The sequence below is a fragment of the Halosimplex rarum genome (assembly GCF_047715405.1).
Classification (GTDB): Archaea; Halobacteriota; Halobacteria; order Halobacteriales; family Haloarculaceae; genus Halosimplex; species Halosimplex rarum.
The window spans coordinates 2,688,334-2,702,287 of record NZ_CP180412.1 but is presented as its reverse complement, the minus strand read 5'-3'; the positions used below and the strand labels follow the sequence as shown (position 1 = coordinate 2,702,287).

Sequence of the window (13,954 nt, the reverse complement as noted above, 5' to 3'; positions counted from 1 at the left end):
ACCCTCAGTCGCTCTCGTACTCGGGAAGTTCCTCGAAGTCTGGGACTTCGGCGAGATAGAGGTTGCTCGATCCGTCGTAGCGGGCGGAGTCGAACAGCACGTGCGACCCGTCGGGACTGAACCGCGTGTGGGGGTGTGGTCCCCGGTGGCTCCAGTCGTGAGTCGCGAGGATCCGCGGTCCCTCGTACTCGCCGGCCTCGTCGTCCCAGCGATACAGCAGGCTGTGCGGGACCTCCTCGAACGTACCGTCACAGACGAGCAACTCGGGCGAGTTGGCGTGCGTGTGCGTCAGCGCGTACACCTCGTCGGGGAGGGCGGTCTCGCGGCGGTCCGTGTCGTCGTAGCGCGAACTCCCGATGAACGGGTCGGGGTCGTTGACGCGCTCGCGACCCTGCGGGTCCTTCAGCGAGCCGTGGTAGCCGACGCGCTCGCCGTCTTGCATCCAGTACTCGTGGCCGACGCCGCCTTCCTCGGGAACCTCTCGGACTTTCCAGGTCTCGCCCGTCTCCGCGTCGACCGTCCAGATGCGGTTCTCGACGGCGTCCCACGGGCCCTCCTCGCAGTAAGTGAACAGCTCTGGTCGCGTCGGCGAGGCGTTGACGTGGCTGCTGGCCCAGACGTCGACCTCTCTGAGGCGTTCCGGCTCGCCGCCGTCGGTCGGGACCGACAGGATCCGCGTGTCCGGCGCGGCCTCGAACGTCCCGGTGAGTTTGTCGTCGCGCTCGGGCACTTCTACGTCCTCGCCGATGGCGACGTAGAGGCGGGTCCCGTCGGCGTTCACGTCGAGGGATCCGCCGTTCCAGCCGTCGGGGACCTCGTAGTGGACGTCTTCGACCCGTAGCGTCCCGAGATCCAGACTCACCAGTCGGTCGCGGACCCAGAAATACACCCGTTCGGCGTCGTGGTCGATGGCCGTCCCGCCGCGAAAGCCCTCGATGTCCGTGACCTGTGTGATCAGCCCCGACCGCAGGTCGATCGAGTACAGCTGGCGCGAGCCGTCCCGGTCGGAACGAAAGAGGAGGCGGCGACCGTCGTCGTACCAGCTGTCCTCGGTGAAGTAGAGGTGGTAGTCACCGACCTCCGGATAGCTCGTCAGTCGGCGCACGCGCGCGCCGCTCGTTGGGTCCGCGTACGTCTCGTCCTCGGCGGGCCAGTGGCTGCCCGCTCGCGGCCCCTGTTCGATAGTCTCTGGCATGATGAGTACCGAATTACTGGACGCCGCGGCGGATATAGCTTCCCTTCGCAGAACCTCTCGCTGGGTATCTCCGCCGAGTCTACGCCCCGGTCTGTCGATTCGAGGCAGTCGGTCTGCGAATCCGGCCCCGTCCTCGACGGCGGCCGTTCGGCCGCTCCGAACATCACCGAGAACGCCGTCTCCGGCCGATTCACTCTCCGAATCGGCTGGTAGTCGATCTCCAACGGCTACCGCCTTGTCCGCAGTGCGCGCACTTCGGAGCCACCTCCTCCCAGTACAGATCACTCGTTCCCCGACAGGCAGCCCCTCGATAGCGTCCGATCGTTCCTGCACGATAACGAACGTTCAGTTGGTATAGTTCCGGCATTGCCGGACGACATCCGGGCGCGTCGGCGACCGCGTCGGACGTGCGACCGAGCTTCCGGCGCCGCCAATCGATTACATCTGTAGGGTTGTAATATACTGGCTCAGAACCGGACTACTCCGCGTCGATTTCCACCGATGTCGGGACGGGTCGCTCCCGTCAGGCCGATCGTGCGACAGCAAACCTTCGACTTTCGAGTGGTTTTTGTCCGGTATTACCGAACTGATTATGCCATTTACTAACAAGGGCCGGGGTCTGGCCTCCTACAATTGGATAATATGGGCTGTTGATCCGATCCGTGAGGTCGTGGACGGGATCGTTTCCGGTATTACCGAACGGGCTCGAGGGCCAAACGGGAGGGGGCGCTCGTCTACGAAACCGTCACAGACAAGCGCTGACTCGCCCCTTCTCGGTCGGATAACCGAGTGAAGCTAGCGAATCGACCGGACAGAAGCAATCTGCGACGCGGCCGCTTTCAGGCGTCGGCGAAGCGGAAGACGGGCTTGACGACTTCGGAGTTGAGGAACGCTTCGAAGGCGGCGGTGGGGTCGGCCGTCGAAAAGGAGTCGTCGACGACGGCCTCGGCGTCGATCTCGCCGTTTTCCATGAGTCGCAGCGCCTGCTCGAAGTTGGTCCAGTCCGATCCATACGAGCTGACGACGTCGATTTCGCCGCGGACGACCGGTGTCATCAGGATTTCGCTGGGTTCGCGGGGGATACCGACGACGACGACTTCGCCGCCCTTGCGGACGACTTCGACGCCGGTCTCGACGCCCGTGTAGTGGCCGCTGGCGTCGAACACCGCGTCGAACCCGACGTCGTCGGTCCGGACGCTCGCCTGGGTTTCCAGGTCCTCGTCGGAGATGTTGATCGTGTCGATGCCGAGCGATTCGACCAGGGGCAACCGGGAAGTCGCGTCCTGGCCGAGGCCGGAGACGAGGACGTTCGCGCCGAGCGAGTCGGCGACGGCGGCGGTGAACACGCCGATCGGTCCGGGCCCTTCGACCAATACGTCGTCGCCGGGGTTGATCGACGAGCGGGTGAGTACTGCCCGCGTGGCGATGCTCAGCGGCTCGGTGATCGCCGCGTCGGCCAGCGAAACGCCGTCGGGGACCGCGTGGAGGAACTCGGGATCGACTACCGTGTATTCCGCGTAGGCACCGTCGCGGTGCATGCCGGTGATCGAGAAGTTCTGGCAGATGTTCTCCTCACCGTTACGGCACTGGAAACACTCCCCGCAGTGGTGGATCGGTTCCTCGACGACGCGGTCCCCTGGTTCGAAACTCCGTACCTCGTCGCCGACCTCGACGACTTCGCCGGAGTACTCGTGGCCCATGATCCGCGGCATGGCGATCCAATCGTACCCGCCCTCGTACTCGTAGGCGTGGGCGTCGCTCCCACAGATACCTGCCGAGTGTACTCGGACGAGAACCTCCGCTGGACCGGGGGACGGTCTCTCTCCTTCCTGAACTTCGACGGACGCGGGGCCCGTCTGGACTATTTGCTTCATATGCTAACAGATCCCTCTCGACTTCGACACGGATAGGTGCGGGCCTTCGGAATATAAAGATGTTGGAGGGAGAGACGGTGCGGTCGGTCGTTTTCCCGGCGGGCCGTCGCCCGAGGCGACCGCGTTCCCGGCTGGGCCGTTCGCTCCCCGCCCGATGGTCGACTCTCCGTCGCCCTCACTCCAGGTCGACCGCGACCCGTTCGCCGGTGCGGGCGCTCTCGTAGGCGGCGTCGAGCAACGCCGTCACCACGAGGACGTCCTCGGCGGTCGCCGGCGGATCGGTCCCGGTCCCGATGGCCTCGGCGAACGCGGCGAACTTGCTCGGCGCCTCGTCGTAGGCCAGGTCCGGTGTCCGCTCGTCGCCGCCGGGCTCGACGACGGTGAGTTCTCGCTGGCCCCAGCCGGTCCCCTCCAGATACATGGCGCCCTCGTCGTCCCAGACGTGGATGTGCTCGCGCGTCGCCGAGGCGACGGCGGAGTCGGCGAAGCTCGCCACCGCACCGTTCTCGAAGCGGACCGTCAGCGAGGACTTCGTGTCGATGGACTGCTCGTCGTCGTAGAAGTCCATCTCGGCGCTGACCGCCGCCGGGGTCAGCCCCGACAGCCACAGCACCGACTCGACGACGTGCGTCCCGACGCTGAAGAGGTGCCCGCGGCCGCCGATCTCGGGTTTGACCCGCCAGTTCGTCCCGCGCTCGAAGTGGCCTGTCCAGTCCTGGGTCAGCTCGCCGGTCATGAACGTCGGCTCCTGGCCCTCGTCGTGATACCGTTCGTAGGCGGCGACGAACCCGGGGTTGAGGTGGCGCTGGTAGCCGGCCATGAACACCTGCTCGGAGCCGGCGATCCGGTCGCGGAGCCGCTCGGCGGCGTCCTGTTCGATCACGACCGGCTTCTCGCAGAGGACGTGCAGGTCCCGGTCGAGCGCGTCGTGGATCTGGTCGTCGTGGAACGCCGGCGGCGTGGCGATGATCACGGCGTCGAGGTCCGTCTCCGCGTACATCTCCGCCTCGTCCGTGTACAGGATCGACTCGTCGAGGTCGTGTTCGGCCGCGAGGTCGTCGAGCGCCTCCTCGTTCACGTCGACGGCCGCCGCGATCTGTCCCTCCGGCTGTGCGCTGACCTCGCGCGCGAGGTGGGTCCCGATGCCACCGGTCCCGATAATGGCAGTTCGTAACACGACTCGGTGGTTCAGGGGCCGGTCGCTTGCGTCTTACGGATCCCGGGGCGGCCTGCCGCGAGCCGTTCGGGCGTCGATCCGACAGTCGCGCCGTCGACCACCGGGGTTCTCGGTCGAGACGCCGCGTCAGCCGGAGACGGCGCGATCCGCCGTGAACGGCAGGTATTTTTGTCGCCGGCGCGCTGGGTGAGGTACATGCATTCGCTGCAAGCGGAGCCACCAGTCGACGGCGCGGCGACCGACGTTCGGATCGGCTACGTCGGGGGCGGCAGCCAGGGCTGGGCGCTGACGCTGATCAACGACCTCGCGCAGTGCGACGACGTCTCGGGCACCGTCGCCCTCTACGACGTGAACTACGAGGGCGCCGTCGAGAACGCCGAACTGGCCAACGACGTGATGGACCGCTCGGACGTGCCGGGCGACTGGACGTTCGAAGCCCACCGCGAGATGGACGACGCGCTCGCCGGCGCTGACTTCGTCGTCTGCTCGACGCAGGACCCCCCAGAGGAGACGTTCGTCCACGACATCGACGTCCCCCAGGAGTACGGCATCTACCAGACCGTCGCCGACACCGTCGGCCCCGGCGGCGCCTTCCGGTCGCTGCGCTCGATCCCGCAGTACCGTGAGATCGCGGCGACCGTCCGCGAGCAGTGCCCGGACGCCTGGGTCGTCAACTACACGAACCCGATGACCGTCTGCACGCGGACGCTCTACGCGGAGTACCCCGACATCAACGCCATCGGCCTCTGCCACGAGGTGACCCATATCCAGCACATGCTCGCCGACGTCGCCGAGCGGTACATCGACGCCGCCGAGGACCTCTCGGGGTCGGACATCGCGGTGAACGTGAAGGGGATCAACCACTTCACCTGGATCGACGAGGCCCGCTGGCGCGGCCACGACGTGTTCCAGTATCTCGACGCGGAACTTGAGCGTCACAAACCGATCCCGGGCTTCGAGCCGGGTGAACTGGCGGACGAGTCCTACTGGGCCAACCACCACCAGATCGCCTTCGACCTGTACGACCGCTTCGGCGTGCTGGGCGCCGCGGGCGACCGCCACCTCGCCGAGTTCGTCCCGTGGTACCTCGACATCGACACCCCCGCCGAGATCGAGCGCTGGGGGGCCCGGCTGACGCCGAGCGCAGCCCGCCGGAGCGACGGCGAGGCCCCGGCGAAGATGGACAAGTTCCGCGACGACGAGGGCGAGTTCCACCTCTCGGAGTCCGGCGAGGAGGTCGTCGACATCATGCGCGCGCTGCTGGGCATCGAGCCGATGAAGACGCACGTCAACTTCCCGAACCGCGGGCAGTGCCCCGACCTGCCCGACAGCGCCGTCGTCGAGACGAACGCCCTGATCACCGGCGACGACATCTCGCCCGTCAACGCGGGCACGCTCCCGCGACAGGTCCGCAGCATGGTCACGCGGGCGATCCACAACCAGGAGACGCTGATCGAGGCCGGCTTCGCAGGCGATCTCGATCTGGCGTTCCAGGCGTTCCTCAACGAGCCGCTCGTCACGATCCAGCGCGACGAGGCGCAGGATCTGTTCGCCGACCTGGTCGCCATCGAACGCGACTATTTCGACGCCTACGACGTCGAGGGCGCGTCGGTTCTCGACGGCTACGAACTCGACCGCGAGGCCGTCCTCGCGGACTGACCGTCACGGTACCGCCCGTCACCGCCACTCGCGCCTCGCAGTCGGCGACAGCCGTGCCGTCGGCCCCGTTCTCGCACTCGTAGTGTGCTCGCAGCCGGTCTGTGCGTTCTGAAATTCGCTTTTCGGTCGATTCGAACGGCCCGTACCGTGGAAAAATACGCCGACGACCGATGCGACCGGTTCGGAGCGGGGATCACCCGAACGCGGTCCCGGCCCCGATCCCGGTCCCGCTCTCGACCGCGATCAGGTGTTGTCTTCGAGGATGCGGATCTCGTCGAGCAGGCCCGTGCCGCGGGTGCCGACGCCGCCTTCGGTGTAGTCGGTCTCGAAGCCCGTCGTCTGCTCGGCGACCTGGTTGCCGTCGGGGTCGTTGAGGGTGGCGGTCAGCTCGCCCTCGCTCCAGTCGATGACGACCTCGTAGAACTCGCCCAGCGTCACCGCCCCGACGCTGTTCCCGATCACTTGCGTGCCGTCGCGCTGCCAGACCTGGAAGCGCCAGTCGTCCTCCCCGCTCTTCCACAGTCGGGTGAAGTGGAAGGGGAACGCCGTGTCCGCGTCGGTCGACTTCGCACTCCCGAACGCGACGCCGGCGTTCTCGGCGTCGCTCGTGGCGCCGATCTTCGCGGAGAACTTCGTTCCCTCGGCGGGCATCCGGTCGAGGTCGGAAGCCAACAGCCGGCTGCCCTCGCCGCCGGACCCTTCCAGTCGGTACTCGCCCGAGGGGACGGGACTGGTCTGGTTGACCTCGTAGTCGCCGGTCGCGCCCTCGTACTCGTCGATGTCGCCGTCCTCGAAGTCGTCGACGATCCCGGGGCTGGTGTCGTAGTCCCACGACACGTCGCTGCCGCCGTCCTCGCCACCGCCGCTGTCGTCACCGCTTCGGGGATACCGGCCGATAACCGCCTGGGGCTGGTCGACCACGTAGTCGAGCGTGAGGTCCTCGCCGGGGTCCTCGACCCACTCGACGACGAGGTCCCACCCCTCGCCGTTGTACTCGAAGCGGTGGTCGTAGGCGAAGGCAGTGGAGGGAGGCTGGAACACCTTCGCGCGCAGGTCGAGCGTCGCCTCTCCCTGCGTCGTGACGTTCTCGACGCGCGCTGCGGGCTCGCTCCCGGACGAGAGCGTGACCGTGCCCGATGCGACCCCGGCGCCGACGTTGTCGCGGACGACGACGCTCGACGGTTCGACGTTGATGGCCCCCTCTGTCCCGGCACCGCGGACGTCGTTGTCGACGATGCGGACGTTGCTGGTGTCGGGGCCGTCGCGGGGCCCCTCGGTCACGCTGATCCCGTAGGGCATCTGCGGGTCGTCGCGCGTGTCCTCGATGCGGAGGTTCGACACGCAGATCCCCTCGGCGGGCGGGTGTTTGTTCGAGGAGCGCGAGTCGATGCGGACGCCCTCGGCGTCGGTGTTCCGGATGACGCCGCCGTTGACGGTGACGTTCGCTCCGTCCTGGATCAGGACGCCGTGGGACGTGTTGCCGACGATGTTGACGCCCTCGATCGTGGCGTTCGACGACGAAGACACCGTGAACACACCGCGAGCGCAGTTGCGGGCGACCACCTGTCCGCAGGTGACGTCGTCACACCCGTTCGCGAGGCGGAACGCGGCGTAACCGCCGCCGACGTCCAGGTCCTTCCCGACGACCGCGTTTACGGTGGCGTCGCTCGTGTCGTTCAGGAGGACGCCGCACTGTCCGCCGCCGTTTGCGATGACCTGGCCGATCTGGATCCGGTCGACGGCGTAGGTCTCGAAGGCGTGGCCCCGGACGTTCTCGAAGTAGGCGCTGTCGACCTGAATGTCGGTCGACCGGATCGTGTCCTCGCCGCGGCCCTCGGCGAAGCCGTCGATGCGGACGCCGCCGCCCGTGGCCTCGATGGCGCTGTCCTCGGGCGTCCGGATGTCGAGGTGGCCGAACCGGACGTTCGAGACGCTCCGGAACCAGACCGCCGAGCGGAAGTTCCCGACGATCGTCGCCCGCGGGATCTCGATCTCCTCGGCGTTGAGCGCGCGCAGCGGCCGGATCAGCGCCTCGCCCTCGTCCTCGACGTGGATGGTCCCCCGGAAGTCGACGACGGTGTAACTCGGGACGTCGATCGCCAGCACGTCGCCGTCCCACTCGTGGGGCCCCATCGTCCCCGAGCAGGCGACGACGACCTTCTCCTTGGTCGTCCGGCCGTCGGTGAGGCTGTCGATCGCCGCCTGGACGGCCTCGGTGAAGTTTTCACCGCTGTACACCGTCTCGTCGACGGCGTCGGCGTGGTACGTCCCGTCGGGATCTTGCCAGACGAGGACGTCCGCGTCGCGGGCCGCAGTCCTGACGTTCCCCAGCGTCGCCGTCGCGGCGTCGAGGTCGCGGACGTCGTGCAGGTCGTGGTCCTGGGCGTCGACGTGCTGGTTCCACTTGCGCGTCGGGTCCGACCCATTCTCGTTTCCGTCGCCCCCTTCCTGTGCCGCGGCGACGCCGGCCCCGCCTGTGAGTGCCCCCGCGCCCAGCATCGCCATCGCCGCCCGACGAGTGAACGTCAGTCCATCACTCGCGTCGCTACTCCGTGTGTCGTGGCTATCGCTATCGCACATCACACAATCGCCTCGAATACCACATATTTATAATTATTGTTAGTGTATGGTCACTATCCGGGTACGGTCGCGCTACGGACGGATCGCTTGCAGACCGGTAAGGCCGTCATCTTGAAGCGGCGGGCCGCCGAGTGTGACCCATGGCCGCAGTCAGCTACGACTACGCGGACGAGACGGTGATCGTAACCGGCGGGAGTTCCGGCATCGGCCGTGCCGTGGCTCGGCGGTTCGGTGCGGCCGGCGCGACGGTCGTGGTCGCGGACGTCCGCGATGAACCGAAGCGCGACGGCGCACCGACCCACGAAGCAATCCGGGAAGCGGGGGGCCACGCGACGTTCGTCGAGACGGACGTCTCGGACCCGGGGGAAGTCCGATCGGTCGTCGAGGCCGCTCGCGAGTTCGGCGGCGTCGACGTGATGGTCAACAACGCCGGCATCTACCGCGGCGCGCCGCTGCTCGACGCCGACGCCGAGACGTTCGACCGGGTGTACGGCGTCAACGTCCGCGGCGTCTTCGCCGGGATGCAGGCGGCAGCCCGCGATATGCTCGACCGCGGCGAGCCGGGATCGATCGTCAACACCGCCTCCATCAGCTCGGAACTCGCCCAGCCGGGACACGCGATGTACGACGCGTCGAAGGGCGCGATCATGATGTTGACGCGCGTCGCGGCGCTCGAACTCGCCGAGCACGGCGTCCGCGTGAACGCCGTCGCGCCGGGGCCCGTGGACACGGACATCGGGTCGGGCGATACCAGCGAGTCCGAGACCGACGTGATCGACGTCGGAAAGTCGGCCCCGATGGGCCGGTCGGCGTCGCCCGAGGAGGTCGCCGGTTCGTACCTCTTCCTCGCGAGCGACGACGCCTCGTACGTGACGGGTCACCTGCTCTACGTCGACGGCGGCTACGCCGTCTACTGAGGCCGGCCGCTCGGACGCCGGTTCGGCCGTCCCGTTCGCGGCGTTACACCGAGGTGAACGTCCACAGCTGGTGGCTGCCGCCGTTGTCGCTCCACTGCTGGACGTTGTCGCCGTCGGCGGTCCCCGCCGAGGCGACCTCGGCGACCTTGCCGCTGTTGGCGTTGACGAGTCGGTACTGACCGCTCCCGGTGTCCTCGATGGTCCAGTCCTGGCAGGCGTGGCCGGTGTCGCTGTACTGCTGGATGTTGTCGCCGTCGGCCGTCCCCGCACTGGCGACCTCCAGCAGGAGGCCGCTGTGGGCGTTCGTGAGGGTGTACGTGCCGTCGCCGTTGTCCGTGACGTTCCACTGCTGGCAGGCGTGGCCCGTATCGGCGTACTGCTGGACGTTGTCGCCGTCGGAGGTACCGGCGCTGGCGACTTCGAGCAGTTTCCCGCTGTTGGCGTTCGCGATGTGGTAGGTCCCGTCGCTGATGGCGCCGCTGCCGCCGTCTCCACCGCTCCCGCCGTCGCCACCGTCCCCGCAGCCGGACGGCTCGCCGGGAACGGGGGCCTGGCTGCTGGGTTCGCCGTCGCAGGCGATGACCGGCCAGTCGTTGCTGTCCCACTCGATGCGGTCCTGCATCATGTAGCGCGTCTCGTCGTCGGCGGTGGCCTCGACGTGGTAGAAACACCACCAGTCGCCGTTGGGTCCCTGGAAGACGTCGTTGTGTCCCGGCCCCGTGAACTGGTCGTTGCCTTCCAGGATGGGGACGCCCGCGTGTGAGCCCGAGAGGTCCCGCAGGTCCGTGCCGTTCTGGTTGTAGTACGGCCCCGTGAACGACGTCGCGCGGCCGCATTCGAGGCGGTACGTGCTGTCGTAGCCCTCGCAGCACTGCCCCGACGAGTAGAACAGGTACCAGTACCCGTTGTCCTGGAGCATCACCGGCCCTTCGATCGAATCACCGGCCATGTGGAACTCCGTGCCGGGGACGACGTCGTCCATCGCGTCGTTCATCTGGACGGCGTAGATGCCCTCGTAACTGCCCCAGACCAGCCACGGCTGGCCGTCGACGATCACCGTGTCCGCGTCGATGCAGTTCGTCAGGTCGAGGTCGCTGCTCTCGATGACCGGCCCCTGATCGGTGAAGGGGCCGTCGGGCGTGTCCGACGTGGCGAGGCCGATGCCGGCGTCGTCGCTACCCCAGACCGACAGGGAGTAGTAGAGGTGGTACTGCCCGTCGTGATACCGGATGTCGGGCGCCCAGCAGCCCGGATCCGACTCCGTAGGGTGCCAGTCCGGCGTCTCCGTGAGCGCCGGCGCGATGTACGACCAGTTGTACATGTCCGTCGACTCCGCGATCGGGATGATGTCGTTCGGTGTCTCTGTCCCGTAAGCGTAGTAGGTCCCACCGTCTTCGATGATCGACACGTCCCCGAACCCGATCGGCCCGACCGGGTTGTGGTAGTGCTCGTCGCTCTCGTCCCCGAGCGCGGACCCGCTCGTTCCGATGACGCCGCCCGCCACGAGCGTCCCCGCGCCGATCGCTTTCAACACCTTACGCCGATTGGTTTTACTGCTGTCATGACTGTCCGTCATGCAATCCTAATTAAAAACAATCAATGTTAATTCTTTCCATGCGAGGTGGTGGCACAATCCCCAGTACGTCGCAAGGAGACGGTGACCGGGCCGGTTACGGCCTGGCGCTATCGCGGCGGATCAGACGGACTCGAAGGTCCACCGCTGGTTGTCGCCGCCGTTGTCGGACCACTGGATCACGTTGGCGCCGTCGTCGGTCGAGGCGGCGTCGACGTCGGCGACCTTGCCGCTGTGGACGGCCTCAAGGGCGTACTCGCCGCTGGCGTCCTCCCGGATGGTCCAGCGCTGATTGTCGCCCTCCCAGTCCTCGTACACCTGGAGGTTGGCGCCGTCGTCGGTCGACTGCGACGCGACGTCGAGCACCTTGCCGCTGTCGACGTTCTCGATGCGATAGGAGCCGGCGCTGGTCTCCTCGACGTACCACTGCTGGTTCTCGCCGCCCCAGTAGTCGTACTGCTGGACGTTGGACCCGTCCGAACTGCCGGCGGCGTCGAGCGCCTTGCCGGAGTTGACGTTCGTGATCTGGTAGGTACCCGTCGAGATGGGGTTCGTCGACCCGCTGTCGTCGTCATCGTCTCCGTCTCCAGTGTCTCCATCGCCCACGGTCACGATGTTCGGCGTCGGCGGGTCCTCCATGTTCTCGCCGACGAAGAAGCTGGGATGGGGCGGCTGGTTGTAGCCGGCGTTCTGCCAGGCGACGGCCGTCCGGTACTGCGTGTCGTGCATCAGCGTGTACAGCCGGTTGTTCGTCTCGAAGGGCGTCACGAACAGGCGCAGCGCCTGGTCGTCGTCGCGTCGCCAGATGACCTCCTCGCGCCAGTCGCCGAGGACGTCGGCCTGGAGGCAGGGAGTGCCCTTCGTCCAGTTGTTCGAGAGCGTCCCCGGGAAGTCCTCGAGCCGGTTGACCTGCTGGGCGTCCGGATCCCACTCGCCGAGCCAGGGATAGCCGATGCCGTCGCCCTGCCAGTCGTGGTCCGTGAGTTCCCGCTGGAGGTCGCCCGTCCACCAGGTCACGAAGTTGAGCGAACCCCCGGGCGCGCCGGAGATCCGGTCCCCAGATCCGCCCTCGCGGAGGCCGATACCGTTCGACGCCCAGGCCTCGGCGCCCGGATGCGTCGAGTCGATATTGCCGGCCACGCCGCGGCCGACGTCCGTGTCCTGGGCTACGTCGGCGTTCCAGAGCAGCTCGCCCGTCTCGGCGTCGCGCATCGTCGCGCCCATCCCGCCCCACTCGTGGGGCATGAAGATCTCCTGCCCGTCACGCGAGGGGACGAAGTCACTGCAGTGGAGCGCGTCGCCGTGGTTCCAGCCGGTCGTGTGGAGTCCGGTGCCGTCGTGGTCGATCACGCAGGCGCCGTAGACGATCTCGTCGAACCCGTCGTCGTCGACGTCCGCGACGCTCAGGCTGTGTGCCCCCTGGCCTGCGTACCTCCCGTTACCGGAATCGTCGCTGTCGAAGATCCACCGCGTCGAGAGCTGACCGTCCCTGAAGTCGTAGGCCGCCAGCATCGTCTTCTCGTAGTACCCGCGGGTCATCACGATGCTCGGGTGCTCGCCGTCGAGGTAGGCGACCCCGGCGAGGAAGCGGTCGACGCGGTTGCCGTAGTCGTCGCCCCAGTCGGAGACATCGCCGCGGGCGGGCTGGTAGTCGGTGGTGACGATCTCCTCGCCGGTCGCGCCGTCGAACACCGTCAAGTACTCCGGCCCTTCGAGGATCCGGCCCGCGTCGTTGCGCCAGTCGGCGTCCGGATCGCCGATCACGGTCCCGGCGTCGTCCGTCGTCCCGTCGGCCGTCCGGACGACGAACTCGGCGTTCCCGTCGCCGTCGAAGTCGTAGACGAGGAAGGGCGCGTAGTGCGCGCCGGCCCGCACGTTGATGCCCAGATCGATTCGCCAGAGGTGCTCGCCTTCGAGCGTGTACGCGTCGAAGATGTGGGGGTCCGTGTCTCCCTCCTGGGCGTTGTCCTTAGTCGTGCCCGACCACTTGACGACGATGTCGTAGCTCCCGTCGCCGGTCAGGTCGCCGACGCTGCAGTCGTTCGGGCTGTAGTTGTCTCCCGGACTGTTCAGCGGGATGTCCGTGTAGTTGTCCTGCCAGACGTCCGCCGGGTCGGACTCCGCCTCCTCGGTGCCGTCGATCACCGGCGCCACTGTGTAGGTCGACCCCGTCGAACCGTTCTGGTCGACGTAGTTCGTGCTCCCGGTGATCGGCGAGTCGTTCACCTGCTGGCCGTCGCGATAGAGGTTGAACCCGATCCCGTCGGGGTCGGTCCCCAGCAGGCGCCAGCGAACCAGCACGCCGTCGTCGGTCTGGACCGCGACCACTCCTCTGTCCAGGGTCTCCGCTTCCCGCGGTCCCGGCGCCGACTGTGCGCTCGCGTTCCCCAGCCCGGCCAGCATCGCTGCGCCGGTCGCCATCCCACCGAGGAACGTCCGACGCCGGATCGATCCCGGCAGATCGAGTTCGGGGTCCGATCGCTCGTTCGTCCGCTCTGTTCCACGTGCCACATCGCGCGTGTTGTCGTCCATTGTTGTCGTGCACTGTCTGCAGATCGTTTCAGTCGCTGTTCGACCGCGTTCGGAGGCGACGCCTCCACAGACCAGAGGCGACAAAGACTCGCAACCCGCTCCCCCACGAACGACGTCTCACGACGCCGACCACAACCGCGACAGCGCTCAGCACCTGATCTCGATGGTCGCGTACCACATCGCCGTTTGGTTGTCCCAACGCGTGTACTCCGAATGAACAAATTGTTGCTACTTATTTATTACTATATTTCATGTTATTCGATTATCTACATCCTGTTATCGTGAAGCCCCTCCGAAATATCAATCCCGGGACGACGGGATCTCGGCGGCGACTGGCGGCTGACCGCCCGGCGGGTCCGGTGGCGTCGCGAGAGCGAGGCGTGGTTCGGATCGCAGTCGGGACGGCGAGGATATGGTCCTCGCAGACCCGTCGGTCGGCTGTCAGTC

8 protein-coding genes are annotated in these 13,954 nt (G+C 67.1%); 2 read left to right on the top strand and 6 right to left on the bottom strand.

Going from position 1 to position 13,954, the window contains the following annotated elements; genetic code table 11:
• Nucleotides 1-4: 4 nt before the first annotated feature.
• From ACMGFH_RS12940 to ACMGFH_RS12930, 3 genes are all read right to left on the bottom strand, one after another.
• Nucleotides 5-1,195, bottom strand: a complete 1,191-nt coding sequence (locus tag ACMGFH_RS12940) for an oligogalacturonate lyase family protein (RefSeq protein ID WP_415378859.1) — start codon at nucleotides 1,193-1,195, stop codon at nucleotides 5-7.
• Between the two features lie 839 nt (nucleotides 1,196-2,034).
• Nucleotides 2,035-3,069: a zinc-dependent alcohol dehydrogenase gene (locus ACMGFH_RS12935; protein ID WP_415378858.1), complete on the bottom strand. Its 1,035-nt coding sequence runs from the start codon at nucleotides 3,067-3,069 to the stop codon at nucleotides 2,035-2,037.
• A 175-nt stretch (nucleotides 3,070-3,244) separates the two neighbouring features.
• Nucleotides 3,245-4,246 (bottom strand): Gfo/Idh/MocA family protein, encoded by a 1,002-nt coding sequence (locus ACMGFH_RS12930; protein ID WP_415378857.1) that lies wholly within the window; start codon nucleotides 4,244-4,246, stop codon nucleotides 3,245-3,247.
• A 195-nt stretch (nucleotides 4,247-4,441) separates the two neighbouring features.
• On the opposite strand from ACMGFH_RS12930, the gene ACMGFH_RS12925 reads away from it, so the two are divergent.
• Nucleotides 4,442-5,905 carry a glycoside hydrolase family 4 gene (locus tag ACMGFH_RS12925; protein ID WP_415378856.1) on the top strand — a complete coding sequence of 488 codons (1,464 nt, stop codon included), beginning with the start codon at nucleotides 4,442-4,444 and terminating at the stop codon, nucleotides 5,903-5,905.
• Between the two features lie 243 nt (nucleotides 5,906-6,148).
• Here the strand turns inward: ACMGFH_RS12925 and ACMGFH_RS12920 are convergent, their stop codons facing one another.
• A complete protein-coding gene (locus ACMGFH_RS12920) occupies nucleotides 6,149-8,485 on the bottom strand; it encodes a right-handed parallel beta-helix repeat-containing protein (protein ID WP_415378855.1) in 2,337 nt (778 codons plus the stop codon).
• 140 nt (nucleotides 8,486-8,625) lie between these two features.
• Here ACMGFH_RS12920 and ACMGFH_RS12915 point away from each other — a divergent pair, with 140 nt between their 5' ends.
• Nucleotides 8,626-9,402 (top strand): SDR family NAD(P)-dependent oxidoreductase, encoded by a 777-nt coding sequence (locus tag ACMGFH_RS12915; protein ID WP_415378854.1) that lies wholly within the window; start codon nucleotides 8,626-8,628, stop codon nucleotides 9,400-9,402.
• Between the two features lie 43 nt (nucleotides 9,403-9,445).
• Here the strand turns inward: ACMGFH_RS12915 and ACMGFH_RS12910 are convergent, their stop codons facing one another.
• A complete protein-coding gene (locus tag ACMGFH_RS12910) occupies nucleotides 9,446-10,978 on the bottom strand; it encodes a family 43 glycosylhydrolase (protein WP_415378853.1) in 1,533 nt (510 codons plus the stop codon).
• Between the two features lie 120 nt (nucleotides 10,979-11,098).
• Nucleotides 11,099-13,378 (bottom strand): RICIN domain-containing protein, encoded by a 2,280-nt coding sequence (locus ACMGFH_RS12905; RefSeq protein ID WP_415383246.1) that lies wholly within the window; start codon nucleotides 13,376-13,378, stop codon nucleotides 11,099-11,101.
• Nucleotides 13,379-13,954 lie beyond the last annotated feature (576 nt).